A 24,686-nucleotide genomic window follows, 5' to 3' on the forward strand; every position below is an offset into this window, starting at 1 on the left:
CTGCAGGGCTGCAAAACGTAACTTACTTATCTTTGTATTTATTAATTTTTTTGTTCATTCTTACGCGAGATTTGGGGTAGCTGCGGATGCGCGAACAAAGGCCCATGTATCTTATCAGAATTTGGTATAAGTATTTTTAGGTTTTTGCCATTTCTACATTTTAGTTGATTGTCAAATTGCAACAGATCGCTGGCATCCCATGTATGAAGCTCTTCCGAGTTATAGTAAAGGGCAGTTGCCAGATGAATTGCATCGCTGCGCTTTTTTAGCCCTCTCTTGTGCAAATCCCTTTTAAGATTTTTTGCCATTCTTGCAACAGGGACATCTATTTGTGCTCGAACCACAAATTCTTGAGATAGAAGTTCCTCAATTTTTTTTATCATTATCTTCAGGCGGATAAGCCTCACCATGAGGAGTTTTGCCATGCATGACTTCCAAATATGCGTAAGCGCTAGTCCATATCTCGTATCTACCGGCTTTAGCGTCTTCCCATACTGAACGCAAAGCAGTGATCTTGTCTTGTTCGGAGCACAAAAGCCCGATCCAAGCACACGAGTCCCAATAGACTTGCCTAGGGGCGTCAATCAATGTCCTCACCCCATAGTTGGTTCAGATAATCTCTTACACCTAATCCGCCCGTAAAATTCGGATCGGCTATGTCTTCAAATTTTATCGGTCCCTGATCAATGATTTCGATGTGATCTGCCGATATTAGCTGGAGACGCCCGTCTTTTTGAAAATTAAGACGCCCACTTACCATTACTCTTTTGCCGACCCAAATTTCCACCCAGCTATGTAATTTTCCTATTTCATGCGCAACCTCAGGGCGAAGCACGCAAGTGATATCACGCTTCGACAATCTTTCTTTAACAACAATAGCAGGCTTCCCATACCAGCTAGTAAGCGAATTCAATTTTGCTTCGATAGAACCGTACTCAACTCGGGATAAATCAACTTCATGAACAACAGGAATTAATGATCTCTCATATCTCTCAATGTTTTGAAATGCCTGCTTCGCTGCCCTGGGTTTGACGATCAATGGCCTGGCATTTTCATAAAATACGATGTCTGTTCGACCAACACCATTGGTGTTGCGCTTCAAAAATGACTTTGCCTTTTCACGAGCATCATCGTTCATCCAGTTGGGGATACGCTCGCCTTTGATAATATTAGAAAATGAATAGGCTATATTATTTTTCTCGCGTCTAGCAATGGCAACTGCATCAATGCCGGCAACTTTCGGCACGGCTCTAGCGGTTACAGTCAAAGGGCTGTTCATAGAAACAGAAATAACCTCCCATGCAATTAGTTCAGCTTCCGAGCCTCCGGCTAAATTAAGTAATTCAAAAAAATCTAGGATCTGACGCATTGCGTCACCGACCAAGAGAGGGGCCTCCTCCCCGGTGCTCGACTGAATGGTAACTGTGACCTTCTCTGAGTCCATTGCCGTCACGTTGTTGACAGCGCCATGCGTGAGCCACGATAGGTCTACCGTCAACCGACGATATCACCAAGGGCACGCTTGATGCGAGCATTATTACCCATTCCGGACGCGACATGTTTGCCGTGCCAGAACCAGACTCCGTCCAAGTAGAAAAGCAAATTTATCATCGCGGAGATTGGGCTGTAATAGATTTTGCGGCATAAATACAATCGCTGCAACGTCGTTTCGTTGTTTGATAATCAGACAATTATATGATAATGTCAGATTTCATAAGAAAAAAATTGCAATCTTCGCCACCCAAGGTTGACACCAGACACGTCGTAGGTAGTCGACCCCAAAATCGGCGTCCTCCCCGACAAGGCCAGAATCTAGGCCGACAATACCGGCAAGCGCGCGGCGGTCGCGGCGCAGAAGGTCGTGGACGCGTGCCGGCCAGCCAAGTGCCGGGGGACAGGGTGATCACGGTCGCCTCCGCCGGCCGCCGAAACACGGCCGCTGGCGGCCCCGACCTCACGCAGCATCCAGCGGCTGGGCGGCGCGGGCCGGCTGCGGCGCCGCAACCCGGAAGCACCCACGGCCCTCGGCCTTGGCGGCGTAGAGGGCAGCGTCCGCGGCGACGAACAGGTCCGCGGAGAAGAGGCCGTCGGCGCGGGCGATCCCGATCGAGGCGCCCACCGTGAAGACCTGCCCGCCCCAGGTCATCGGCCGGCTCAGGGCAGCGATGAGGCGCGCGGCGACCTCCTCGGCGACGCCGTCGGCCGCCGTGCCGAGCAGGATCGCGAACTCGTCGCCGCCGATCCGGGCGACGACGTCGCTGTCGCGGCACGACTGCCGCAGCCGTCCGGCGACCTCGACCAGGCAGGCATCGCCGGCGGCGTGGCCGAGGGTGTCGTTCACCGGCTTGAAGCCGTCGAGATCCACCAGCAGCAGGGCGCCGAAGGGGGGCGCCGGGGCCCGGTCGAGCGCGGAGAACCGGGACTGGAACGTGGCCCGGTTGGCGAGCCCGGTCAGGGCGTCGAACTCGGCGAGGTAGCGCGTCCGGTCGGTGAGCAGCTTCTCCTCGGTGATGTCCTGCTTCATGCCGAAGATGCGCACCGGCCGCTCGCCCTCGCACTCGACCACCGCGTTGATGCGGATCCAGCGCTGGCGGCCCCGGGCCGTGACGATCTCGGCATCGAGGGCGAACCCGGCGCGCTCGGCGATGGCCCGGCTGCGCAGGGTCGTCAGCGCCGCCCGGGAGGCGGCGGTGTAGCAGGCGACGATCCGCTCGCGGTCGAGGGGTGCGTCCCGCGGCCAGTCGAACATCGCGTAGACCTGATCGGTCCAGGTCAGCGTCTCGTCCGGCAGGCTGCATTGCCACACCCCGATCCGCGCCGCCTCCGAGGCGCGGTCGAAGATCTTGCGGCTGTGGGCCAGCGCCCGGCCCTGGACGTCGAGGGCCTCCCTCAGCCCGGCCGCGGCGCGGACAGCGCGCGCGAGGCTGTCCGCCGCCGCCGCGAGATCGGCGAGACGCCGGCGTTGCGCCGCCGACAGGCGGCCGGGACGGCGATCGATCAGGGCGAGGCAGCCCGCGCCCGAGGCGAGCGGATGGGTCGCCAGGAACCGGCGGCCGGTGGCGCCGGCCACAGCCGGGTGGCCTTCGAGCCGCGCGTGGCTCCTGAGATCCGGGACGACGCGGAGCGTGGTCCCGGCCTCGGCCCGGCACAACGCCGCGACCGCCTCCGGCACGCTCGCGCCCGCGCTCCACGGCGGATCGGCCGGGTCGGGGCCGAGGAGCAGGACCGTCTCGACGGCGAAGGCGGCCCGGATCCGCTCCAGGAATGCCGCGAGGGCCTCGGCCTCCTCGGGCGCGGAGGGGCAGGCGTCAGGCGTGTCTCGGACCCAGGGTCGAACCCAAGTGCTCGGCCGCATCGCAGGCGTCTGTCACCGACGGTCGAAGGATTGTCAGGAATCTAACAACCATGCCTTAAGGCATGTTTGCCCGCAAGGGCTCACGGGCCCGCACGCCTCGGCCGGCGCGCATCCGCGCCCCGCCGTCGCCGCGCCGCCGACGCGACCGTGGCGGTCCGGCGTCCGGTCCCCTAATCAGGGTGGACGCACGATTCTAAAAACAACCGTCTGGGAGGAACGATGCCCGGGATGACGCGCGCAGGGATGCGCCTTGCCGTGCTGGCCGCCGGCCTGCTCGCCGCGGCACCCGCCGCCGCCGACTATTCCGACGGCCGGATCAGGATCGGCGTCCTCACCGACATGGCGGGGGTCTATTCGGACATCACCGGCAAGGGCTCGGTGGTGGCCGCACAGATGGCCGTCGACGAGTGCCTCGCGGCCGAGTGCCGGGGGATGACCATCGAGGTCGTCTCCGCCGACCACCAGAACAAGGCGGATGTCGGCTCCGCCCTCGCCCGCGAGTGGATCGACCGCCAGGGCGTCGACGTGCTGACCGACATGTCGAACGCCTCGATCCAGCTCGCCCTGCCGCCGCTCCTGAAGGCCAAGAACCGCATCGGCCTCTTCCCGGGCGGCACGGCGCGGCTCACGGGCGACGCCTGCATGCCGAGCCACATCGTGCAGTGGATGTGGGACACCTACGTCCAGGTCGCGGGCGTCTCCACCACGCTCACGACGCCCGGCCGATCCTGGTACCTGGTGACGGCGGATTACGCCCTCGGCAACCAGCTCGAGGCCGACACCAAGCAGCTCGTCGCGAAGGGCGGCGGGCGCGTCCTCGGCTCCGTGCGCCATCCCTTCCCGGCCGCCGACCTCTCGTCGCAGATCCTCACCGCGCAGGGGTCCGGCGCCGACATCGTGGCGCTGGCGAATGCCGGCGGCGACACCATCACGGGCGTCAAGGCGGCGCGCGACTTCGGGCTCCTCGGCAGCGCCCAGCGGCTCGCGGCCTTCTTCCTCACCGTGATGGACGTGCGGAGCATCGGGCTGCCGACCGCCCAGGGCACGGTGCTGACGGAAGGCTTCTACTGGGACCTCGACCCGGGCACCCGGGCGTTCTCAGCCCGGTTCCGGGCGCGCCACGGCGCCGTCCCCTCGGCGATCCAGGCCGGGATCTACTCGGCCGTGCGCCACTACCTGAAGGCCGCCGCCAGCGCCGGCACCGACGAGGCCGGCGCCGTGATGGCGACGATGCACGCCCTGCCGATCGCCGACGAGGTCGTGCGCAACGCCCGCCTGCGCCCGGACGGGCGGATGGTGCACGACGTCTACGTCTTCCAGGTCAAGACACCCGCCGCCTCGACGGGCGAGTGGGACTTTTACGAGACGATGGCGACGCTCCCGGGGGAGCAGGCCTTTCGGCCGCTGGAGCAGGGCGGCTGCCCGGCGGTGAGGTGAGGGGGTGGTGCGGTGAGGCGCACCACTCGACCCGACGCATCCTCGACCCCGCCCCGCGACATCCCGGGCTCCGCGACGCGGCCCCGATGGCGCGGACCGTCCGGGCGGTCCGGGCGACGGGGGCGGCGTACGACACCGCTCCTGAACCGGCTGGCCCGCCGCTGAGGCTCACGACTCCTGGCGAGACCTCCTGGCGAGACGGGGGCCGTCCAGACAGGACGATGGAAGGCAGTCATTCCGTGGGGAAACGGTCGGGTCTCGCCTACACCTCGAACGTCACGCCCTGCGCCAGCGGCAGGGTCTTGCCGTAGTTGATGGTGTTGGTGGCCCGGCGCATGTAGGCCTTCCAGGAATCCGAGCCCGCCTCCCGGCCGCCGCCGGTCTCCTTCTCGCCCCCGAAGGCCCCGCCGATCTCGGCGCCGGACGGGCCGATATTGACGTTGGCGATGCCGCAATCGGAGCCGGCGGCCGACAGGAAGGTCTCGGCCTCGGCGAGGTCGCGGGTGAAGATCGAGGAGGAGAGGCCGGCCGCCACCGCGTTCTGGGCGTGGATCGCCTCCTCCAGCTCCGCGTAGCGCGTCACGTAGAGGATCGGCGCGAAGGTCTCGCGGCGCATCGGGCCGGCCTGCTCGGGCATCTCGACGAGGGCCGGGCGGACGTAAGCGGCCGCCTCGCCGCGGATGTCGCGCAGGCGCTCGCCGCCATGGACGGTACCGCCGATCGCCCGCGCCTCGTCGAGGGCGCGGGCCATGCCGTCGGCCGCCGCGGTGTCGATCAGCGGGCCGATCAGGGTGGCGGGGTCGCGCGGATCGCCGATCCGCACCGAGGCGTAGGCCGCCTTCAGGCGCGGCACTAGGGCGTCGTAGACCGAGTCGTGCACGAAGAGCCGCCGCAGGGTGGTGCAGCGCTGGCCGGCGGTGCCCATCGCCGCGAAGGCGATGGCGCGGAGCGCCAGGTCGAGGTCGGCGGAGGGAGTCACGATCGCGGCGTTGTTGCCGCCGAGCTCCAGGATCGCCCGGGCGAAGCGGGCCGCGAGCTTCGGCGCCACCTGCCGGCCCATGGCGGTCGAGCCGGTGGCGGAGACGAGCGCCACCCGCTCGTCCTCGACCAGGCGCTCGCCGAGGTCCCGGCCGCCGATCAGGAGCCCGAGCAGGCCCTCCGGCGCATCCGCGCCGAAGCGCTTCACCGCCTTCATGGCCAGCGCATGGACGGCGAGCGCCGTGAGCGGCGTCTTCTCCGAGGGCTTCCAGATGACGGGATCGCCGCAGACGAGCGCCAGCGCCGCGTTCCACGACCAGACGGCCACGGGGAAGTTGAACGCCGTGATGACGCCGCAGACCCCGAGCGGGTGCCAGACCTCCATCATGCGGTGGTCCGGCCGCTCGGTGGCGATGGTGAGCCCGTGCAGCTGGCGCGACAGGCCGACGGCGAAGTCGCAGATGTCGATCATCTCCTGGACCTCGCCGAGGCCCTCCGACAGGATCTTGCCGGCCTCGAGCGTCACGAGCCGGCCGAGCTCGTCCTTGTGGGCGCGCAATTCCTCGCCCAGGAGCCGCACCAGCTCGCCGCGGCGCGGGCCCGGCACCCGGCGCCAGGCCAGGAAGGCCTGCGCCGCCCCGGCGATCGCCGCCTCGGCCTCGTCCCGGGAGGTCTGACGCAGCTCCGCCACCACGCCGCCATCGACCGGCGAGCGCGCCGCGAGCCCGCCTTCCGCGAAGGCCTGGGCCGGGACGCCGAGGCGCTCCAGCAGCGCCAGGGTGTCGTCGCGGACGGACAGGACAGTCGGGGCCATGGCAAACGATCTCCGCTTGGACGAAACACGGCCCGCCTCGGGGGAGGCGGGCCGGATGGTTCCACGATCCTACGGCATCGGACCCGATGCCGAAACGGCGTCAGGCCGCCTTCTGCTTCGGGGTGATCAGCTTGCGGTTGACCAGCACCTCGGCGATCTGGACCGTGTTGAGGGCCGCGCCCTTGCGCAGGTTGTCCGACACGCACCAGAACGACAGGCCGTTCTCGACCGTGATGTCCTCGCGGATGCGCGAGATGTAGGTGGCGTCCTCGCCCGCCGCCTCGTGGGGGGTGATGTAGCCGCCGGGCTCGCGCTTGTCGTCGACCAGGATGCCGGGCGCCGAGCGCAGGATCTGGGTGGCTTCCTCCGCCGAGAGCGGGCGCTCGAACTCGACGTTCACCGCCTCCGAGTGGCCGATGAACACCGGCACGCGCACGCAGGTCGCCGTCAGCTTGATCTTGGGGTCGAGCATCTTCTTCGTCTCGGCCACCATCTTCCACTCTTCCTTGGTGGAGCCGTCCTCCATGAAGACGTCGATGTGCGGGATGACGTTGAAGGCGATGCGCTTCGGAAACTTCTGCACCTTGACCTCGCCGGCGGTGAACACCGCGCGGGTCTGGTTGAACAGCTCGTCCATGGCGTCCTTGCCGGCGCCGGAGACCGACTGGTAGGTGGCGACGACCACGCGCTTGATGGTGGCGGCCTCGTGCAGGGGCTTCAGGGCCACGACGAGCTGCGCGGTCGAGCAGTTCGGGTTGGCGATGATGTTCTTCTTGGTGAAGCCCACGACCGCGTCGGCGTTCACCTCGGGCACGATCAAGGGCACGTCGGAATCGTAGCGGAAGGCCGACGAGTTATCGATGACGACGCAGCCCTGCTGGCCGATCCGCGGCGACCACTCCTTCGAGGTCTCGCCGCCCGCCGACATCAGGCAGATGTCGGTGTCGGAGAAGTCGTACTGGTCGAGGGCCTGGACCTTCAGCGTCCGATCGCCGAAGGACACCTCCTGCCCCAGGCTGCGGCGGGAGGCGAGCGCCACCACGGTGTCGGCCGGGAAGGCGCGCTCGGCCAGGATGTCGAGCATCTCGCGGCCCACATTGCCGGTGGCTCCGACGACGGCAACCTTGTAACCCATCTCAATCGCTCCAGTTCGGATCAACTCCTCCCCGGACGATCTCAGGCGGGCTCATGGAGCCCGGCCTCCGTCCGCCACGGACGGGGAGGGATCCGAGGACGACGCGAGGCTTCAGCCGGCGATGGTGGTCGCCGTCGTGGCTTTGCGTTTCGTCGTGATCGACGCGGGCCGCATGGCGCGGTCAGTCCTCGGAAGGTGGCACCCGAGATGGGGTGCGCGAGCACCGGAAGCAACAGCCCGAATGCGGTGTCGTGTCAAGGGCCGCGTCCGGACGCCGGCAACAGATTCCCCCGGCCGTCACCCGTTAGGGCTTCCTTTACCCTGCCCGCCCTGGGCCGGGGACAACCCCGCCCGGGTCAACGAAATCGCTAAAATGCGATGCGATTCCGGTGGCGACGACCACGCGCGACCGGAGGAGCGATCCCGTGCGGCAGAGGCCGGACTTCGACGACGCCACCCTGGCGCGGGCGGCCAGGAATCTCGCCGAGGGCAAGGGTCTCGCCGAGGATCGGGCCCTCGCGCGGGACATCGGTCCCGTCGAGCCGCTGCTGCCGCGGCCGCTCCCCCGCGCGGTCCCCGCTTCCGCCTGGCGCCTTCGCGCCGCCGGCCGGACCCTCGGGGCGGCGGCGGTGATCGCGCTCCTGAGCGTGCTCGCGAGCGAGCGGCGCCTCGCCGACCCGCCGCTCGCCGAGGCGGGCGCCTTCGTGCCGCGCTACGCCGCCCCCGCGGTGGCGCCGCCGGCGTGGAGCGCCGTCGCGCCCGACCGCTACCGCCTGGGCGAGGCGTCCGCCAGCGCCCGGGCGCAGCCCGGCCTGCGGGAGGACACCTTCACGGCCGGCGCCTTCGCGGCGCAGGAGGCGCCGTTCCTGCGCCTCGTCGCCGTCGAGGCGTCGGAGCCGGAGGGGGAGGGGAGCCTGTTCGTCTCCCTGGCACGCCGGGCCGCGGAGGCCGGCGGCCTCTCGGTGGTGCGCACGGCCGAGCGCGGGCAGGTGGCGACGCGGTTCGGCGCGCTCGACACCGTCGACGCGACCCTCGCCGACGCGGAGGGAAAGCGCGCCTGCACCGCGTTCCGGCACACCGGCGCCCTGCGGCTCGAAGGCTGGCTCTGCGCACCGCTCGGGCAACTGCCCGAACCGCAATCGGTGGCCTGCGCGGTCGAGCGTCTCGGGCCGCTGCCGGGAGCGGGGCCCACCCCCGCCGTGGCCGCGATGCTGGCGCGGCCCCGGACCGCCGCCTGCCCGCCGGAGGAGCCCGCCACCACCGCGGCGGTGCCGGCGCCCCGCAAGCCGGTTCGAACGAATGCGGCGAGAGTGCGGCATTCGCGACCAGCTTCACCGTGAGGCGGAACCTCGGCCGCGCTCGCACGTCTCTTTCCACAACGGCGTCGTTTCTTAACCGGTGCGGCGCTACCCTGGCGACGTTCAGCAAAGGTGCGTCATGCGCTTCCAGACTCTCGCCCTGACCGGGCTTCTCTCCCTCGCGGCCCTGGGCGCCGGCACCGCCGCCTCGCAGGCGCAGGACAGCTACGTCATCCGCAGCACCCGGGACGGCCAGGGCCTCGCGATCCGGGTGCGCCCGCGCAGCTGGCTCGATGCCGGCAACGTGGTCGAGGCGAATTCGGGCGCGGTGAGCAACCCGGCCACCAACCCGCACTTCATCACCGCGTCGTACCTGAACTCGCCGCCCTACATCAGCCAGCGCGAGCGCTGGGGCGGCGCCGGCATCCTGCCCGACCCGATCACCAACGGCCCGTTCATCGGCGCCCGCCGCAGCGCCGTCACGGTCGACCTCTCGGCGGTCGACTACCTCGACCCGACCTCGCCGCTGTCGCGGGCGCGCTACGGCTACTGAGCCGGTCACCCCATCCGGACGTGCGACGGGCCCCGCGAGGGGCCCGTTTCCGTCGGGGGTGTCTCGACCGGATCCAACAGCCTCCGCGTCGTCGCGGGGTCGCGCAGCGGAGCCCGGGGCGACACCGTGTGGCGTCGATGCAAGCGGGTCCTCAACTCCTCCTCGCGGGTCGACGCGTGACCGCTTGGCGGAGCCCGTCGTCGGCCTCTGCCCTCACCGCTCCTCCGCCTTCACCCACTTGATCACCCGCGGCGGCTCGTAGGCCCGGATCCGCGCCACGAGCTCGGCCGGTTCGGTGCCGACGATCAGCATCGCCCGGTGCGGCTCGCGCACGAAGCCCTCCTGGACGACGGAATCGAGGAAGCCGAGGAGCCCGTCGTAGAACCCGCCGGCGTTGAACACCGCGAGCGGCTTCCTGTGGTAGCCGAGCTGGGCCCAGGTCCAGACCTCGAACATCTCCTCGAAGGTGCCGAGGCCCCCCGGCAGCGCCACGAATCCGTCGGCGAGGTCGGCCATCAGGGCCTTGCGCTCGTGCATGGAGGCGACCACCCGCAGGTCGGTCAGCCCGAGATGCGCGGTCTCCTTCTCGACGAGGGCCTTGGGCATGATGCCGGTCACCCGGCCGCCGGCACCGAGCGCGCCGTCGGCCACCGCCCCCATCAGCCCGACCTTGCCGCCGCCATAGACCATCTCGATCCCGTCTTGAGCGAAGTGGCGCCCGAGCGCGGTCGCCGCCTCGCGGTAGAGCGGGCGGGCCCCGTCGCTGGAGCCGCAGAACACGCACAGGCGCATGGTGGTTCTCCCTGTCCCTTATCGGGGAGCCGACTTCGACCAATCGTCATCCAACCCGCGACCTCGTCCTGAGGTGCCGGCGATCGGAGATCGCGTACGATCGAAGATCGGTTGGCCTCGAAGGAGCCCTCCAGACGTCTCGGTGATCTCTGGAGCCCTCCTTCGAGGCACGCGTCGCGTGCGCCTCAGGATGAGGTCGCGGGTGGGTAAACTTGTTGAACCTGGGCGAGCGCTCAGCCGCCTTGCGCCTGCAATTCCCGCACGATCGCGTCGCCCATCTCGCTCGTGCCGACCGCGTTGGTGCCCGGGCTCGCGATGTCGCGGGTGCGGGTGCCCGAGGCCAGCGTGCGGGTGATGGCGCTCTCGAGCTGGTCGGCGGCCTCGACGAGGCCGAAGGAGTAGCGCAGCGCCATGGCGAGCGAGCCGATCATGGCGATCGGGTTGGCGAGGTTCTGGCCGGCGATGTCGGGAGCCGAGCCGTGGACCGGTTCGTAGAGGGCGCGCCGCGTGCCGTTCTCGACCGCGCCGAGGGAGGCCGAGGGCAGCATCCCGAGCGAGCCGGTCAGCATCGCCGCCACGTCCGACAGGATGTCGCCGAACAGGTTGTCGGTGACCAGCACGTCGTATTGCTTGGGGTTGCGCACGAGCTGCATGGCGCAGTTGTCGGCCAGCACGTGCTCGAGGCCGACATCCGAGTACTGCTCGGCGTGGAGCCGGGTGACGGTCTCCTTCCAGAGGACGCCGGTCTTCATGACGTTGTGCTTCTCGGCCGAGGCGACCTTGTTGCGGCGCTTGCGGGCGAGGTCGAAGGCGACCGCGGCGATCCGCTCGATCTCGCCGGTCGTATAGACCTGCGTGTCGACCGCGCGCTTCTGGCCGTCCTCCAGGGTCACGATCTCCTTCGGCTCGCCGAAATAGACGCCGCCGGTGAGCTCGCGCACGATGACGATGTCGAGGCCCTCGACCAGCTCGCGCTTGAGCGCGGAGGCCTCGGCGAGCGCCGGGTAGCAGATCGCCGGGCGTAGGTTGGCGAACAGGCCGAGGTCCTTGCGCAGGCGCAGCAGGCCCGCCTCGGGGCGCTTGGCATACGGCACGCCGGCCCATTTCGGCCCGCCGACCGCGCCGAACAGAACCGCGTCGGCAGCCTTGGCGCGGTCCATCGCGGCCTCCGAGAGCGGCACGCCGTGGGCGTCGATCGCCGCGCCGCCGACGAGGTCGGTCTCGGTCTCGAACCGGGCGATGCCGGCGCGGGTGAACCAGGCCAGCACCTTGGAGACTTCCCCGGCCACCTCCGGGCCGATGCCGTCGCCGGGCAGGAGCAGGATCTTGTACGTGGCCATGGCGTGACCTTCTCGGAGTCGGCTGCGGGCGGGCGGAGGGCGCGTCCCTCCGCCGGGATCGGGGGTGTTTAAGACTTGCGCGCGACGGTGAAGCGGGCGGCCTCGCAGAGCGTCGCGGCGGCGGCGCCCCAGGGCTTCAGGGCCGCCTCGCACTCGCCCACCAGGCGCTCGCACTCGGCACGGGCGCCGTCGAGGCCGAGGCGGTCGACGAGGGTCGCCTTGCCGGCCTCCTTGTCCTTGCCGGTGCGCTTGCCCATCGCCTCGGAGGAGGCCTCGCGGTCGAGAATGTCGTCGGCGACCTGGAAGGCCTGGCCCAGCGCCCGGCCGTAAGAGAGGAGCGCGCGGCGCTCCTCGGGCGAGGCGCCGCCGACGAGCGCCCCGGCATCGACCGAGAAGGCCAGGATGGCGCCGGTCTTCATCGCCTGGAGCTGGAGCGTCGCGTCGACGTCGAGATGGGCCGGGCCGAAGCGCCCCTCCGCCCCGAGGTCGAGGAGCTGGCCGCCGACCATGCCGCCGAGGCCCGAGGCCCGGGCGAGGCCGAGGACCAGCTCGGCGCGGATCAGCGGGTCGGCTTGCCAGGCCGGATCGGCCAGGATCTCGAAGGCGAGGGTCTGGAGGGCGTCGCCGACCAGGATCGCGGTGGCCTCGTCGTACTTCTTGTGCACGGTCGGCTGGCCGCGGCGCAGGTCGTCGTCGTCCATCGCCGGCAGGTCGTCGTGGACGAGCGAGTAGCAATGCACCAATTCGACGCCGGCCCCGGCGGCCATCGCGCCCTCGAACGGGCCGCCGAGCATCCGGGCGGTCTCGATGGCGAGGAAGGGCCGCAGGCGCTTGCCGCCGTTGAGGACGGCGTGGCGCATCGCCTCCATCAGGCGGGACGGCCGGGCGATCTCGCCGGGCTGCACCGCGTCGCCGAGGCGCTCGGCGAGGAAGCCTTCGACGGTCTTGGCCACGGCCGAGAGCCGCGCCGTGAAATCGCCTGCCTGCGGGTATCCTGTGGTGCCGGCCATCGTATTTTCCTGGGGACGGCCCGGCGTCGTGTCCTGCGGGGCCCGCGTTGACGTCATGGTGGCCTCGCAGACGGGCATGCCGAGAGGAGGGTCGGATTCAGGAGCCGCGCGTCACGGCGGACCGCCGGGAAGGCGTGCCGCAGCCGCTGCGGGGCTTGGTCCCGGCGAGCGCGCCGCCGGCCCGGGCCCGCTTGCGGCGCACCCTGCGCGCCGTGCTCCTGGTGCCCGTCATGGCGGTCGCCCTCGTCCTGGTCCTGGCGCTCGTCTATCGCGCGCTGACCCCGCCCTCAACCCTGATGCTCGGCCGTTGGGCGACGCTCCAGCCGGTGACCCGGGAGGTGGTGCCGCTGGACGCGATGGCGCCGGCCCTGGTCCAGGGCGTCGTCGCTTCCGAGGACCAGCGCTTCTGCCTGCACGACGGCGTCGACTGGGACGCCCTGTGGAGCGTCGTCGACGACGAGGACGGCCCGAGCCGCGGCGCCTCGACGGTGACGATGCAGACGGTGAAGAACGTCTTCCTGTGGCCGGGCCGCTCGTACCTGCGAAAAGGCCTGGAGATCCCCCTGGCGCTGGTGGTCGACCTGGTCTGGGGCAAGCGCCGGACGATGGAGATCTACCTCAACGTCGCCGAGTGGGGCGAGGGGATTTTCGGGGCCGAGGCCGCCGCCCGGCACTGGTTCAGCAAGTCGGCCCGCGACCTCACCAAGGGCGAGGCCGCCCTGCTGGTGGCCGCCCTGCCGAACCCGATCCTCCGCAACCCGCGCCGGCCGACCCGGGCGCTGCGGGCGCTCGCCGGGCGCATCCAGGGGCGGACGGCCGGGATCGGCGGGCTGAGCCAGTGCGTGCGGCCGTGAGGTGGTGTGGTTCAAGATCGTGAAGTCGTACGAAGCAGTCTAGCCTGACATTTCGAAATCAAAGCCGTCCCCCTCTCCCGTGTGGGAGAGGGATTAGGGGTGAGGGTGGAGATGGTTCAGTGTGAAGTGTTGAGCGTAGAGATGCCAGCACGACGCTCTGAGCTTCACACGGGAGCGCATCACCCTCACCCCTGCCCCTCTCCCACACGGGAGAGGGGATCCCGCGACTTCTCGTGACCCGTTGCGGATCCGGTCACGTCTGTCGTAAGCGTAGCCCTGCGAGGCGCGGGAGCGGCGATGATGAGCAGGATGAGAGCGGCTGTCCTGGCGATCGTCGCGATGGCGATCCTGCCGGGCCCGGCCCGCGCCAACGACAGCGCCGCCGCCCTCGAGGCCGGCGGCCTGGTGCTGGTGCGCGATCCCGACATCGCGCTCGCCAGCGAGGACCTGCGCATCGGTCTCGAGCGCATCACGGTCGACTACGTCTTCCGCAACCGAGCCGCGACGCCCAAGACCCTGCGCGTGGCCTTCCCGCTGCCGGCCGTGGACGGGGCGACGCTGTCGATGAGCGCGCTCAGCCTGCCGCATGAGGATCGGGCCAACTTCGTCGGCTTCACGGTGACGGTGGACGGGGCGCCGGTGACGCCGCTCCTCGAGGAGCGGGCCTTTCTCGGCACTCGCGAGGTGACCGACCTCCTCACCCGCCACCGCGTGCCGCTCAACCCGCTGCGGCGCAAGGACGTCGAGGCGGCGCTCAAGCGGCTCTCGCCGGCGGTGCTCGGGGAACTGGAGAAGGCGGGTCTTCTCTCGGAGGCCAAGGCGGACGCCGACGGCCAGTGGCGCAGCGAGGCCAAGTTCCACTGGGAGCAGACGTTTCCGCCTGGTCGCGACCTGCGCGTTTCCCACGCCTACGCCCCCGTGAAGGGCAACCACCTGCTCTCGGCCCAGGAGGCGGCGACGCCCGCCTACCGGGCCCGGTACTGCCTCGACGATTCCGGGCTCGCGGGAATCCGGCGCCTGATCGCCGCCTCGCCGATGAAGGCGGAGGGCCTGACCCGGGCGGTGGAGGTGCCCTACATCGTCACCACCGCCCGCAACTGGGCCGGGCGTATCGGCCGCTTCACCCTGACGGTGGACAAGGGCAGCCCGACCGCCCTGGTGAGCGTCTGCCGCACCGGCCTGCGCAAGACCGGGCCGACCACCTTCGTGTGGGAGGCGAAGGACTACGCCCCCGACCAGGACCTGACGGTCCTGATCGTCTCCAACGATGACGCCCTGCTGGGGATCCGGTGAAGGCACCTCCCGTGCGCCGGTGAGCCGGCGAAGCGTCGCGGGCCGGCGCGACTTTCCCCGGACGGCCCCCGGAACGGGGCTGGCGCGGCGGGCTTTCCCCCCGTAACACCGGCGCCGCCCGCCCGTGCGGCGCGGCCCTCAAAAGGGAAGCACGATGTTCACTCTCGAGATCGACGGCACGCCCGTCGCCATCATCCGGTCGAACGAGGAGCGGGCCCGGGAGCTTCTCGAGGTCGAGGGATTCCAGGACGACCTGCGCACCATGAAGAGCGACGGCCGCCCGCTGTGGTCGGGCAAGGCCGCCTCCCTGAAGCTGCGCCCCGCGACCGAGGACGAGGTCGAGACCTTCGAGGACTCGATGGACGAGGAGGATTTCGAGGACGAGGACGAGCCCAAGGCCGCCAACGACTCCAAAGGCTCGGGTGACGACGAGGACGAGGAGGACGATGTCGACATCCTGTTCCTCGTCGATATCGACGACGAGGACGAGGCATAGGCAAGACGCCTCCCGCGGCCGGCCCTGGCGCCGGCCGCGCTTCCTGCTTTACGGCGTCAGGGCGTTCGACGCAGGATCCCTATCGTGCCGAGGCCGGACCGCAGGTCGGCCTCGAACCGCTGGTAGGAGGGCAGACGCGCCAGACGCCGCAGGTCGATCTCCTCGGCGATCTGATCGAACAGCCCTTCAGGGCCGGGCACGCGCCGCCCCTTGCGTCCGCCAAACAGCGCGCGGACGGCCTCGGTCAGTGTGCGCTTGGGGTCCTCGACCGTCTCCGCCCGCTCCGGTTGCCATGACAGGGCAACCCGTTCCGGCCAGGTCGAGAAGCCGAAGACCCGGGCGACCGCATCGGGGTCCGCCAGCATCCAGGCTTCCGTCTCGCGCACCGGGATCAGCGGGACGATCCTGGCCTCCGTCATCGCGCAGGTGGCTCGCGCGCTGGCCCGAACCTGCCCGACGAGCCGCGCCTCGATCTGGTCGACCAGTGACCGCGAGGCATCGGCATGAATGACGAACAGGTCGACACTCTCCCGGTCCCGGCAGACGAGTTCCGCGCGCTCGGCGTTGGGCTTCTTGGTATAGGCGACGATGTCTTCCTGCAGCTCGACCGCTATCGCCGCCTCCGCCTGCACGATGCCGAGCAGGGTGCGGTAGACGATTCGCGGCAGGAAACGCCGATCGGTCGGCCCCTCGGAGAACAGGCCGACGACGAGCCAAGTCATAGGCCGCGCTCGTCCCCGCTCTGGACGATGCGGTCGATGTCCGACCGGGTCAGCCGGTGTTCGCGGTCGCTGAGGGGGAGTTCGTTCGTGATAAGGCCGGTACGCATGCGCGTTCGACGCGTCACCGCCCTATGCTCGGGATCGATCCGGGACACGACGTCGACCAGGACGATCGCCTCGTCCTCCGTCGCCTGCAGCACGACGGGGGAATGGGTGTTCAGGATGACCTGGAACAGACGCTCGTCATTCTCCTCGGCTGCCTGCACCGACGTGCAGGCCTCACGCAAGACCGCGATCAAGCGGGCGAGCCGGGCCGCATTGATGCCGTTCTCCGGCTCCTCGAACAGCAGCACGCTGCGGCGGCGCGGATCGTAGAGGTAGGTCAGCAGGGCGAGCATCCGCAGCGTACCGTCGGAGAGCACGCGGGAGCTGAACTCCTCGCCGTCCTGCGTCGTCAGCAGGAAGCGGTAGCGGCCATAGGCCTCGTCCCGCTCGACCCGCAGGTCCTTCACGCCAGGGATCAGGGCCGACAGGGCGGAGCGGATCAGCCCGATATCGCCGCGGGGGCGCTCGGGCGTCCGCGTTTCCGCCTCGATGCGGGCCAGCACCTTGGCGAGGTTCGAGCCGTCGGGCAGGAGGTCGTCGGGCGCCAGGGCATCGCTCGGCTCGCGCTCGGCCGAGACTTCGAGCTGCAGGAACGTCATCCCCTCCAGCTCCTGCCGCAGCGCGAACAGGTGCGGGAACTCGGTGGCGGTCGTGATCTTCGACAGGACCGTCGCGGTGGCGCGGCCCTTGCGCACCGGGAACGGGCGCGGCAGCCCCTGCCGGCCGTCCTGGTTGACCTGGAACGTGTCGTCCAGGGTCTCGAGGAACGGGGTCCGCGCCCGGCCGGTGCCGTACCGAGCGCGCCTCTTGGCGAAATCCTGGGCGAGAGGGGAACGCCGGGCCCAGGCGTCGTCGGTCCGGCGTATCGCCGCCGCCTGCTCGCGGCGGACGTAGAGACGTTCCAGGCCGCCCGGCTCGTCCGCACGCCGCTCGATCTCCAGTTCGTAGCGCAGCCGCGTATAGGCGAGAGGCTTTCGCTGCCCGAAGGCGTCCTCGACCTCGGGGTCGAGCAGCACCTCGACCGCGAAGCGCATCGCGTCGGCCGTCGTGCCGTCGGCGCGGCGGCGGAACATCTCGCTCGGGTCGCCCCGCATGGTCCGGACCGCTTCCGGCAGGTCCAGGGCGGCGAGTCGCGCGAGCAGCCGGAGCGCGTCGAAGAAGTTCGATTTCCCGGACGCGTTCGGGCCGGCGATGACCGTGAAGGGTTGCAGGTCGAGGGTCAGGCCCTCGAAGCTCTTGAAGCCGTCGATCTCGACCCGCGTCAGCATCCGGGGTCGCTCAGGCGCCCAGCTTGCGCTTGCGCTGACCCAGCGTGCGCAGCCGCAGCGCGTTGAGCTTGATGAAGCCCGCCGCGTCGCGGTGGTCGTAGGCGACCGCACCTTCCTCGAAGGTGACGAGGTCCTGGTCGTAGAGCGAGTTCGGGCTCTCGCGGCCGATGACGTGGACGCCGCCCTTGTAGAGCTTCAGCCGCACCGTGCCGGTGACCATCTCCTGGCTCTTGTCGATCAGGGCCTGGAGCATCTCGCGCTCGGGGCTGAACCAGAAGCCGTTGTAGATCAGCTCGGCGTAGCGCGGCATCAGCTCGTCCTTGAGATGGGCCGCGCCGCGGTCGAGGGTGATCGACTCGATCGCCCGGTGGGCCGGCAGCAGGATGGTGCCGCCGGGGGTCTCGTACATGCCGCGGCTCTTCATGCCGACGAAGCGGTTCTCGACGAGGTCGAGGCGGCCGATGCCGTTGGCGCGCCCCAGCTCGTTGAGCTTCGCCAGAAGGGTCGCGGGGGACAGACGCTCGCCGTCGATCGAGACCGCGTCGCCGCGCTCGAAGCCGATGGTGATCTCGGTCGGCGTGTCGGGCGCCTCCTCGGGCGAGAGGGTGCGCGAATAGACGTAGTCCGGCACGATTTCGGCCGGATCCTCCAGCACCTTGCCCTCGGAGGAGGCGTGCAGCAGGTTCGCGTCGACCGAGAACGGCGCCTCGCCGCGCTTGTCCTTCGCGATCGGAATCTGATGCTGCTCGGCAAACGCCAGCAGCGCCTCGCGGGAGCGGAAATCCCACTCGCGCCAGGGCGCGATCACCGTCACGTCGGGCTTGAGCGCGTAGTAGCCGAGCTCGAACCGGACCTGGTCGTTGCCCTTGCCGGTGGCGCCGTGGGAGACCGCGTCGGCTCCGACCCGCTCGGCGATCTCGATCTGCTTCTTGGCGATCAGGGGCCGGGCGATCGAGGTGCCCAGCAGATAGACTCCCTCGTACTGGGCGTTCGCCCGGAACATCGGGAAGACGTAGTCGCGGACGAATTCCTCGCGCAGGTCCTCGATGAAGATGTTGTCCGGCTTGATGCCCAGGAGCTCGGCCTTGCGGCGGGCCGGCTCCAGCTCCTCGCCCTGGCCGAGATCGGCGGTGAACGTCACCACCTCGCAGCCATAGGTGGTCTGGAGCCACTTGAGGATGATCGAGGTGTCGAGGCCGCCCGAGTAGGCGAGCACGACCTTCTTCACGCGCTTCTGGGGCTGGTCGGACATGCGGGGCGGGCCTCGGACGATGGGGGATTGAACGAATGCGCGGGGGCTTAACAGCCCGGCCCGGCCGCGTGCAACCGCGTTGCCAACCGCACGGCCTCGGGCCCGTGGCGATGCGACGCCCGGCGCGGCGCTTGTGGGCGGAGCCCGCGGACGCGAAGGTGCGGGTCCAGCCAACGGAGGGGTGCGAATGCCGCGGCGGCCCACGCTCGAATTCTGGTTCGAGTTCGCGTCGACCTATTCGTACCTCGCCGCGATGCGGATCGAGGCGCTCGCCGACGCGGCCGGGGTCGCCTTGCGCTGGCGCCCCTTCCTGCTCGGCCCGGTCTTCGCCGCGCAGGGGTGGACCTCCTCGCCGTTCAACCTCTACCCGGCCAAGGGCCGCAACATGTGGCGCGACCTCACCCGCGAGGCCGCCCGCCTCGGCCTGCCGCCGGTGGTGCGGCCGGGAAGCTTCCCGCAGAACAGCCTGGCGGCGACCCGGGTCGCGGTGCTGGGGGCCGAGGAGCCGTGGATCGGCGCCTATGTGCGGGCGGTCTACACGGCGGAGTTCGCCCGCGGCGAATCGATCGCCGAGCCCGCCGCGATCTCGAACCTCCTCAACGGCCTCGGCCATGACGGGCCGGCCCTGATCCGGGCGGCGACCCAGGAGCCGGTGAAGAACCGCCTGCGCTCGATCGGCGAGGAGGCGAAGTCCCGCGGCCTGTTCGGCGCCCCGAGCTTCCTGACCGAGGACGGCGAATTGTTCTGGGGCAACGACCGGATGGAGCAGGCGCTCGCCTGGGCGACGGGGGAGCGGCCGGCGGGGTTGCGCTGAGCAGCGTTGCAGGGCGCAACGCTGCTGCTGACGTTGTTCCTTGGTTTTGCCTCACGCGCCGAAGCGTGTCACCGCTTCGGCGCGTGAGGCCGAGCGGGTCACCCCCGGACGGCTGCCGCCTCGCCCGGCACCGTCCGCGCCGGCGCGGGCTCCTCCGCCGCGACCCAGCGCAGGCAGAGAGCCGCGGCGAGCATCGGCAGGGCGAGCGCCGCGCTGTATTCCGGCCGCTCCCAGCCGGCCGCCATCAGCATCCCGGCGACCGCCGGGCCGGTGACGGCGCCGAGGCGGCCGACGCTCATGGCGAGCCCGGTGCCGGTGGTGCGCACCGGCGCCGGGAAGACCGGCGGGACGACCGCGTACATCGCGTTGATCGAGCCGTAGAGGCAGAAGCCGATGCCGAGGGTGGCGGCCAGGAGCGCCGCGGGCGTCGCCGGCACGGCGCCGAAGACGGCGCCGGCGACGAACAGCCCGGCCATGAAGGCGGCGGCGAGCCGGCGCGTCCCGACCCGCCGGGCGAAGAACCCGAACAGCAGGCAGCCGACGGCGCCGCCGAGATTCATCAGCATCGCTCCCGAGATGCCGCCGCTGACGCTGAGGCCCTGCTCGGTCAGCACCTTCGGGGTCCAGCTGAGGAAGAAGTAGCAGGTCGTCATCACGCAGAAGTAGGCCGCGCAGGCGGCGAGCGTCCGGGTCAGGTATGGCGGCCGGGCGATGGCGGCGAGGCTGGCGCCGGTCTCGGCCTCGGCCCGCTGGGGCGCCGGCAGGGCGGCGAGCGCCGGCCGCTTCATGCGGGCGAGCACCCGGTTGACTTTGGTGAGCGCTCCGGCCGGGCGGCGGGCGATGAGGTAGTCGAGGGATTCCGGCAGGAAGGCCAGCACCGCCGGCACCAGCGCGAGCGCCACGAGGCCGCCGAAGACGTAGACCGAGCGCCAGCCGTAGGCCGCGATCAGGTAGACCGAGAAGGCCCCGCCCAGCGTCGCGCCGATCGGATAGCCGAGCGACATCAGCGAGATCGACAGGTTGCGCCAGCGGTCGGTGGCGTACTCGGCCACCACGATGTTGACGGTGGCCAAGCCCCCGCCGATGCCGAGGCCGGTGAACAGCCGCACCAGGGCGAGCTCGGTCAGGCTGCGCGTCGCGGCCGCCGCCAGCATGCCGACACACAGGATGGCGAGGCACAGGAGCACGGTGGTGCGCCGGCCGAACCGGTCGCTCAAGGGCGCGATCAACAGGGCGCCGAGCCCCATCCCGGCGAGGCCGGCGCTGAACAGCAGGCCGAGATCGGTGGGCTTCAGGGCGAAGTCCTTGGCGATCGAGGCCGCCGTGAAGGCGACCACCAGCACGTCGAAGCCGTCGAGCGCGCAGATCAGCACGCAGACCGCCACGGCGGCGACCTGGAACGGGGTCATGGCGCCCTGGCGGATCGCGGCGCGGGGGTCCGTGGGGTCGGGGATGATGGACATGGTGATCCTCCCAAAGGATTCGATCGTCGTTCTTCAATCACACCAAAGATTTTTTGACATTCTCGACGTCATCCCGGGGCCGCGCAGCAGAACCCGGGATCCAGAACCGCCGATGTTGCAAGTCGAAGCGGGACGCGATCCGCCGTCTTCCGAAATCCCGGCGGTTCTGGAGCCCAAGTTCCCGGCTGCGGCGAGCCGCGGGATCACGACGGGGCGGATCGAAAGCGCCGATCCCAGAATCGACGCCAAGTCACCAGAATCGACGCCAAGTCACCGCGCCGGTCCGTCCTGCCTCACCCCGCCCGGTCCGCCGTATCGATGGTGATCCCGCCGCCCACCACCCGCGACACGCAGGTGCAGAGATGGGCGTTCGTCGCCTTCTGGGACTCGCTGAAGAAGACGTCGCGGTGGTCGACCGTGCCGTCGACGCCGAGGATCTTCACCGTGCACAGGCCGCACTCGCCGCGCCGGCAATCGTGGATCATGCCGACGCCCGCGGCCTCGAGCGCCTCCAGCATGGTCTGGTTGCGGGGTACGACGATCTCCTTGGACAGGCGCGGGATGCGGACGGTGAACGGCTCGGTGGCGTGGCGGCCGCCGGTGCCGAAGGTCTCGAAGCGCAAGCCTTGCGCCGGGCGGCCGGCCGCCGCCCAGGCTCGGCGGGCGGCCTCCATCATCCCGTAGGGGCCGCAGACATAGGCCTCGCCCCCGGGGCCTAAGTCGGCGATCGCCGCCTCGAGGTCGATCCGTTCGCCGTCCTCGTCGAGGAAGGTCCGGAGCCGGTCGCCCAGCCGCGCCCGCAGGTCGTCGGCCAGCGCGAGGTCCTGGCGGCGGCGCGCGGCGTAGAGCAGGCGGAACCGGGCGCCGGTGGCGTTCAGGGCCAGCGCCATGGCGTGGAGCGGGGTGATGCCGATCCCGCCGGCGACGAGCAGGTAGTCCGGCCGGTTCAGGGTCAGGCCGAAATGGTTGCGCGGGCCGGAGATGCTCAGCCGGGCGCCGGGCGCGAGCCCGTGCATGTAGGCCGAGCCGCCGCGGCTGTCGGGCAGCCGCTTCACGGCGATGCGGTAGACCCCGTCCGCCCCGGAATCGAGGAGCGAGTAGGAGCGGGTGTCGGGCCGCTCGCCGATCATCACCGCCACCCCGAGATGGCTGCCGGGCGGGACCGGCGCGACGCGTCCCGTCGGCTCGATCTCGAGGAGGCGGATGTCGGGCGTCAGCGCCCGGGCGTCGCGCAGGCGCGCGGGGAGCCAGTCGGTGGGAGCCATGGCACGCTACTCGGCCGCCACGCCGATGGGCTTCGGCTCGGCAGCCCTGGTTTCGCTTGGCGCCTCCTTGGCGATCATCCCGTCGATCAGGCGCCGCGCCCACAGCGCGCCGGCATCGATGTTGAGGTTGTAGAAGGGCTGGCGCGGCTGGCGGTCGATCGCCCGCTGCTGGGCCTCCAGCACGTCGTGGTCCTGGTCGTAGACACCCTTGCCATCGTTGACGTGGGCGCGGTTGAGGGCCTTCGTCAGCTCCTCGTCGTCGGTGCGGAAACTGCGCACGAAATTCCAGAAATAGTGGCAGCTCGTCGCGGTCTCCGGCGTGATCGCCGCCAGGAAGAAGCCGTTGACGCCCTGCGAGCGGTCGCCCTCACGCGCCCCGGTCCCGGCGACGGCCACCCCGACATCGCCCGCCACCACCGTCGGCGCCTCGAACCGGATGATCTGCCAGCGGTCGACGTGGTGGCCGGGCTTGCCCAGGTTGCGGGCCCAGAACGGCGGCGGCTCGATGTTCTCCATCCAGCGCTCCACCGTGACGTGCCGGTCGGTGTGGGTGACCTCGAACGGGCTGCGGGTGATCGCGTCGTCGCCGATGCTGCCGGCATGGACGTAGGTCTCGTGGGTCAGGTCCATCAGGTTGTCGACGACCAGCCGGTAGTCGCATTTGAGGCTGTAGAAGGTGCCACCCTCGCCGACCCACGGCGCATCGCTGTTCCAGTGGAAGTCCGGCACGAGGTCGGGGTCGGCGAGCGCCGGGTCGCCCATCCACAGCCAGACCAGGCGGTAGCGCTCCACCGCCGGGAAGGCGCGCACGCAGGCCGACGGATTGATGGTCTCCTGCGCCGGCATGTAGGTGCAGCGGCCGGCCGCATCGAAGACGAGACCGTGATAGCCGCACATCACCTGGTCGCCCTTGAGGTGGCCCAGCGACAGCGGCAGCAGCCGGTGCCAGCAGGCATCCTCCAAAGCCGCGACAGTGCCGTCGGTGCGGCGGTAGAGCACCACGTCCTTGTCGCAGATCCGCCGCGGCGTCAGCGCCCGGCCGACCTCGTGGTCCCAGGCCGCGGCATACCAGGCGTTCAGCGGGAAGGTCTTCTCGGGGAAGGTCTTGGCGTCCGTCATCGATTCCTCCTCCCTTGCGGGTCTTGTCGCCTCGCAGGTCTTTGGCCTGGCAGAGGTCCGTTCGGTGCGGCGCCGGGCTTGGCCGTATCGGGTCGCCGGGCGAGGTCTCGGAGCATGCCCGCCGGCGGTCCGGACGATGCTGCGCCGCACAAGGATTTCGCCTGCCGGATCAGGACTTTGGAATTGGTCCGGTTCGATGGTCCGACGCTAGCCCGGCTCCTGGGGAAGGGCCATGGACGAGCCCCGGAATTTCTTGGACGGATCCGGCGCTCGGCGTTAGCCTCAAGCTCGGGAGGAACAGGGCATGCCGACGCGGCTCAAGCGGCCGATCCCGGTCTTTCGCCTCTACGGCGAGACCGCAGAGGCCACGGTCCCGAGCTTCGTCCACGCCGAGCGGATCGGCACCAGCGCGGCCCTGCACGACTGGGAGATCGCGCCCCACCGCCACGGCGCGCTGACGCAGGGGCTGGTGATCACGCGCGGGCACGGCGCCCTCTCGCTCGACGCGAGCCGCGAGGAGTTCCGCGCCCCCTGGCTGGTCTGGGTGCCGTCGGGCGTGGTCCATGCCTTCTCGTTCCGGCCCGGCACCGACGGCGTGGTGCTGTCGCTCGCCGACGACTTCCTGGCCGCCGTGCTCGATCCCGACCCGGAGGCGGCGCGGCTGCGGGCGACCGCCGAGGCGACCTTCAGCGGGCGGCCCGGCTCGACGGAGGAGATCGACCTCGACCTCGCGCTCCTGACCGACGCCCTGCTGCGGGAGGCCGCCGGCGCCCTGCCGGGGGCGGCGAGCGCGGTGGCGGCCCTGGTCAGGCTCCTCGTCGTCGGCGTGCTGCGCACCCGCGCCGCCCGCTCGATCACCGAGCCGGCGGCGCTCGCCCGCGCCGACCTGCACCGCCGCTTCCGCCGCCTGGTCGAGGCGCACCTGCGCGAGGGCTGGCCGGTCGCCCGTTTCGCCGCACAGCTCGGCGTCAGCTCCGATCGGCTGCACGCCGCCTGCACCGAGGCGGTGCGCCGCTCGCCGCAAGGCATCCTGCACGACCGCCTGATGCTCGAGGCCAAGCGCAGCCTGCTCTACACGACGCTGCCGGTCTCGAAGATCGCCTTCGATCTCGGCTTCAACGATCCAGCCTATTTCTCGCGCTTCTTCGCGGCCCGCGCGGGCCTGAGCCCGGCCGCCTTCCGGCGGGCGAGCCGGGGGGAGGACCCTTAGCGCTTGTCGTGTTGCGCCGTCGGCCGGTGCGGATCGCGGGCCCGCGAAGGCTCGCCCCGAGATGGTGGCGCGGGACGGATGCCGGTTCGCCGTGCCGAGGTGCTGCGTCTCGA

Annotated in this window: 23 protein-coding genes; 9 read left to right on the top strand and 14 right to left on the bottom strand. The window is 69.7% G+C overall.

Annotation, left to right across the window (positions count from 1 at the left end):
* Positions 1-41: 41 nt before the first annotated feature.
* The 3 genes from EU555_RS16165 to EU555_RS16175 all read right to left on the bottom strand — a co-directional run bounded on the left by EU555_RS16165 (position 42) and on the right by EU555_RS16175 (position 3,355).
* Positions 42-425, bottom strand: coding sequence for a PIN domain-containing protein (locus EU555_RS16165; protein WP_135415833.1), 384 nt, complete (start codon positions 423-425; stop codon positions 42-44).
* Between the two features lie 155 nt (positions 426-580).
* Positions 581-1,384 (bottom strand): hypothetical protein, encoded by an 804-nt coding sequence (locus EU555_RS16170; RefSeq protein WP_135415835.1) that lies wholly within the window; start codon positions 1,382-1,384, stop codon positions 581-583.
* Between the two features lie 570 nt (positions 1,385-1,954).
* Positions 1,955-3,355, bottom strand: a complete 1,401-nt coding sequence (locus EU555_RS16175) for a GGDEF domain-containing protein (RefSeq protein ID WP_135415837.1) — start codon at positions 3,353-3,355, stop codon at positions 1,955-1,957.
* A gap of 228 nt (positions 3,356-3,583) precedes the next feature.
* Here EU555_RS16175 and EU555_RS16180 point away from each other — a divergent pair, with 228 nt between their 5' ends.
* Positions 3,584-4,792, top strand: a complete 1,209-nt coding sequence (locus EU555_RS16180; RefSeq protein ID WP_245524331.1) for an ABC transporter substrate-binding protein — start codon at positions 3,584-3,586, stop codon at positions 4,790-4,792.
* 262 nt (positions 4,793-5,054) lie between these two features.
* On the opposite strand, the gene amaB is transcribed toward EU555_RS16180, so the two are convergent.
* Entirely contained in the window at positions 5,055-6,584 is a 1,530-nt protein-coding gene (gene amaB / locus EU555_RS16185; RefSeq protein WP_135415839.1) for an L-piperidine-6-carboxylate dehydrogenase, read from the bottom strand.
* Between the two features lie 100 nt (positions 6,585-6,684).
* Positions 6,685-7,719: an aspartate-semialdehyde dehydrogenase gene (locus EU555_RS16190; protein WP_135415841.1), complete on the bottom strand. Its 1,035-nt coding sequence runs from the start codon at positions 7,717-7,719 to the stop codon at positions 6,685-6,687.
* A gap of 425 nt (positions 7,720-8,144) precedes the next feature.
* Here EU555_RS16190 and EU555_RS16195 point away from each other — a divergent pair, with 425 nt between their 5' ends.
* Positions 8,145-9,059, top strand: a complete 915-nt coding sequence (locus EU555_RS16195) for a hypothetical protein (RefSeq protein ID WP_135415842.1) — start codon at positions 8,145-8,147, stop codon at positions 9,057-9,059.
* Between the two features lie 97 nt (positions 9,060-9,156).
* On the top strand, positions 9,157-9,570 hold the full coding sequence (locus EU555_RS16200) for a hypothetical protein (RefSeq protein ID WP_135415844.1): 414 nt from the start codon (positions 9,157-9,159) through the stop codon (positions 9,568-9,570).
* 213 nt (positions 9,571-9,783) lie between these two features.
* Here EU555_RS16200 and EU555_RS16205 read toward each other — a convergent pair whose 3' ends face one another.
* The 3 genes from EU555_RS16205 to EU555_RS16215 all read right to left on the bottom strand — a co-directional run bounded on the left by EU555_RS16205 (position 9,784) and on the right by EU555_RS16215 (position 12,712).
* Complete coding sequence (locus EU555_RS16205) at positions 9,784-10,362, bottom strand: LOG family protein (RefSeq protein WP_135415846.1); 579 nt, start codon at positions 10,360-10,362, stop codon at positions 9,784-9,786.
* A 233-nt stretch (positions 10,363-10,595) separates the two neighbouring features.
* Positions 10,596-11,702: a 3-isopropylmalate dehydrogenase gene (gene leuB, locus EU555_RS16210; protein ID WP_135415848.1), complete on the bottom strand. Its 1,107-nt coding sequence runs from the start codon at positions 11,700-11,702 to the stop codon at positions 10,596-10,598.
* Between the two features lie 68 nt (positions 11,703-11,770).
* The gene (locus tag EU555_RS16215; protein ID WP_135415850.1) at positions 11,771-12,712 is read right to left on the bottom strand and encodes a polyprenyl synthetase family protein; all 942 of its coding nucleotides are present in this window, start codon (positions 12,710-12,712) and stop codon (positions 11,771-11,773) included.
* A gap of 134 nt (positions 12,713-12,846) precedes the next feature.
* On the opposite strand from EU555_RS16215, the gene mtgA reads away from it, so the two are divergent.
* From mtgA to EU555_RS16230, 3 genes are all read left to right on the top strand, one after another.
* Positions 12,847-13,566 carry a monofunctional biosynthetic peptidoglycan transglycosylase gene (gene mtgA, locus EU555_RS16220; protein WP_425375121.1) on the top strand — a complete coding sequence of 240 codons (720 nt, stop codon included), beginning with the start codon at positions 12,847-12,849 and terminating at the stop codon, positions 13,564-13,566.
* Between the two features lie 309 nt (positions 13,567-13,875).
* Positions 13,876-14,859: a DUF4424 domain-containing protein gene (locus EU555_RS16225; protein ID WP_135415852.1), complete on the top strand. Its 984-nt coding sequence runs from the start codon at positions 13,876-13,878 to the stop codon at positions 14,857-14,859.
* A gap of 154 nt (positions 14,860-15,013) precedes the next feature.
* Positions 15,014-15,355: a hypothetical protein gene (locus tag EU555_RS16230; RefSeq protein ID WP_135415855.1), complete on the top strand. Its 342-nt coding sequence runs from the start codon at positions 15,014-15,016 to the stop codon at positions 15,353-15,355.
* Positions 15,356-15,411: 56 nt separating this feature from the next.
* Here the strand turns inward: EU555_RS16230 and EU555_RS16235 are convergent, their stop codons facing one another.
* Genes EU555_RS16235 through EU555_RS16245 form a run of 3 tightly spaced genes read right to left on the bottom strand, consistent with a single transcriptional unit; the run spans position 15,412 to position 18,702 of the window.
* Positions 15,412-16,077: a DUF4276 family protein gene (locus EU555_RS16235; protein ID WP_135415857.1), complete on the bottom strand. Its 666-nt coding sequence runs from the start codon at positions 16,075-16,077 to the stop codon at positions 15,412-15,414.
* Positions 16,074-17,450 (bottom strand): AAA family ATPase, encoded by a 1,377-nt coding sequence (locus EU555_RS16240; RefSeq protein WP_135415859.1) that lies wholly within the window; start codon positions 17,448-17,450, stop codon positions 16,074-16,076. Before EU555_RS16240 ends, EU555_RS16235 begins: the two co-directional genes overlap by 4 nt.
* Positions 17,451-17,460: 10 nt before the next feature.
* Positions 17,461-18,702, bottom strand: a complete 1,242-nt coding sequence (locus EU555_RS16245) for an argininosuccinate synthase (protein WP_135415861.1) — start codon at positions 18,700-18,702, stop codon at positions 17,461-17,463.
* Between the two features lie 187 nt (positions 18,703-18,889).
* On the opposite strand from EU555_RS16245, the gene EU555_RS16250 reads away from it, so the two are divergent.
* A complete protein-coding gene (locus EU555_RS16250) occupies positions 18,890-19,516 on the top strand; it encodes a 2-hydroxychromene-2-carboxylate isomerase (RefSeq protein WP_135415863.1) in 627 nt (208 codons plus the stop codon).
* 98 nt (positions 19,517-19,614) lie between these two features.
* Here the strand turns inward: EU555_RS16250 and EU555_RS16255 are convergent, their stop codons facing one another.
* Positions 19,615-20,979 carry an MFS transporter gene (locus EU555_RS16255; protein ID WP_135415865.1) on the bottom strand — a complete coding sequence of 455 codons (1,365 nt, stop codon included), beginning with the start codon at positions 20,977-20,979 and terminating at the stop codon, positions 19,615-19,617.
* Here EU555_RS16255 and EU555_RS16260 point away from each other — a divergent pair.
* Positions 20,978-21,304, top strand: coding sequence for a hypothetical protein (locus EU555_RS16260; protein WP_135415867.1), 327 nt, complete (start codon positions 20,978-20,980; stop codon positions 21,302-21,304). The genes EU555_RS16255 and EU555_RS16260 overlap by 2 nt on opposite strands.
* On the opposite strand, the gene EU555_RS16265 is transcribed toward EU555_RS16260, so the two are convergent.
* Positions 21,273-22,244 carry a PDR/VanB family oxidoreductase gene (locus tag EU555_RS16265; RefSeq protein ID WP_135415869.1) on the bottom strand — a complete coding sequence of 324 codons (972 nt, stop codon included), beginning with the start codon at positions 22,242-22,244 and terminating at the stop codon, positions 21,273-21,275. The genes EU555_RS16260 and EU555_RS16265 overlap by 32 nt on opposite strands.
* 6 nt (positions 22,245-22,250) lie before the next feature.
* Positions 22,251-23,363, bottom strand: a complete 1,113-nt coding sequence (locus tag EU555_RS16270; RefSeq protein ID WP_135415871.1) for an aromatic ring-hydroxylating dioxygenase subunit alpha — start codon at positions 23,361-23,363, stop codon at positions 22,251-22,253.
* A 304-nt stretch (positions 23,364-23,667) separates the two neighbouring features.
* Here EU555_RS16270 and EU555_RS16275 point away from each other — a divergent pair, with 304 nt between their 5' ends.
* Positions 23,668-24,573, top strand: coding sequence for a helix-turn-helix domain-containing protein (locus EU555_RS16275; protein ID WP_135415873.1), 906 nt, complete (start codon positions 23,668-23,670; stop codon positions 24,571-24,573).
* Positions 24,574-24,686 lie beyond the last annotated feature (113 nt).

Origin of the sequence: Methylobacterium nonmethylotrophicum (assembly GCF_004745635.1) — a bacterium.
Lineage (GTDB): Bacteria > Pseudomonadota > Alphaproteobacteria > Rhizobiales > Beijerinckiaceae > Methylobacterium > Methylobacterium nonmethylotrophicum.

What these genes read in the sequence shown, in the direction of transcription:
- EU555_RS16165 (WP_135415833.1), bottom strand. Translation starts at nt 425, where the DNA reads ATGGCAAAACTCCTCATGGTGAGGCTTATCCGCCTGAAGATAATGATA.
- EU555_RS16175 (WP_135415837.1), bottom strand. Translation starts at nt 3,355, where the DNA reads ATGCGGCCGAGCACTTGGGTTCGACCCTGGGTCCGAGACACGCCTGAC.
- EU555_RS16180 (WP_245524331.1), top strand. Translation starts at nt 3,584, where the DNA reads ATGACGCGCGCAGGGATGCGCCTTGCCGTGCTGGCCGCCGGCCTGCTC.
- amaB (WP_135415839.1), bottom strand. Translation starts at nt 6,584, where the DNA reads ATGGCCCCGACTGTCCTGTCCGTCCGCGACGACACCCTGGCGCTGCTG.
- EU555_RS16190 (WP_135415841.1), bottom strand. Translation starts at nt 7,719, where the DNA reads ATGGGTTACAAGGTTGCCGTCGTCGGAGCCACCGGCAATGTGGGCCGC.
- EU555_RS16200 (WP_135415844.1), top strand. Translation starts at nt 9,157, where the DNA reads ATGCGCTTCCAGACTCTCGCCCTGACCGGGCTTCTCTCCCTCGCGGCC.
- EU555_RS16205 (WP_135415846.1), bottom strand. Translation starts at nt 10,362, where the DNA reads ATGCGCCTGTGCGTGTTCTGCGGCTCCAGCGACGGGGCCCGCCCGCTC.
- leuB (WP_135415848.1), bottom strand. Translation starts at nt 11,702, where the DNA reads ATGGCCACGTACAAGATCCTGCTCCTGCCCGGCGACGGCATCGGCCCG.
- EU555_RS16215 (WP_135415850.1), bottom strand. Translation starts at nt 12,712, where the DNA reads ATGGCCGGCACCACAGGATACCCGCAGGCAGGCGATTTCACGGCGCGG.
- EU555_RS16225 (WP_135415852.1), top strand. Translation starts at nt 13,876, where the DNA reads ATGAGAGCGGCTGTCCTGGCGATCGTCGCGATGGCGATCCTGCCGGGC.
- EU555_RS16230 (WP_135415855.1), top strand. Translation starts at nt 15,014, where the DNA reads ATGTTCACTCTCGAGATCGACGGCACGCCCGTCGCCATCATCCGGTCG.
- EU555_RS16235 (WP_135415857.1), bottom strand. Translation starts at nt 16,077, where the DNA reads ATGACTTGGCTCGTCGTCGGCCTGTTCTCCGAGGGGCCGACCGATCGG.
- EU555_RS16240 (WP_135415859.1), bottom strand. Translation starts at nt 17,450, where the DNA reads ATGCTGACGCGGGTCGAGATCGACGGCTTCAAGAGCTTCGAGGGCCTG.
- EU555_RS16245 (WP_135415861.1), bottom strand. Translation starts at nt 18,702, where the DNA reads ATGTCCGACCAGCCCCAGAAGCGCGTGAAGAAGGTCGTGCTCGCCTAC.
- EU555_RS16250 (WP_135415863.1), top strand. Translation starts at nt 18,890, where the DNA reads ATGCCGCGGCGGCCCACGCTCGAATTCTGGTTCGAGTTCGCGTCGACC.
- EU555_RS16260 (WP_135415867.1), top strand. Translation starts at nt 20,978, where the DNA reads ATGGTGATCCTCCCAAAGGATTCGATCGTCGTTCTTCAATCACACCAA.
- EU555_RS16255 (WP_135415865.1), bottom strand. Translation starts at nt 20,979, where the DNA reads ATGTCCATCATCCCCGACCCCACGGACCCCCGCGCCGCGATCCGCCAG.
- EU555_RS16265 (WP_135415869.1), bottom strand. Translation starts at nt 22,244, where the DNA reads ATGGCTCCCACCGACTGGCTCCCCGCGCGCCTGCGCGACGCCCGGGCG.
- EU555_RS16270 (WP_135415871.1), bottom strand. Translation starts at nt 23,363, where the DNA reads ATGACGGACGCCAAGACCTTCCCCGAGAAGACCTTCCCGCTGAACGCC.
- EU555_RS16275 (WP_135415873.1), top strand. Translation starts at nt 23,668, where the DNA reads ATGCCGACGCGGCTCAAGCGGCCGATCCCGGTCTTTCGCCTCTACGGC.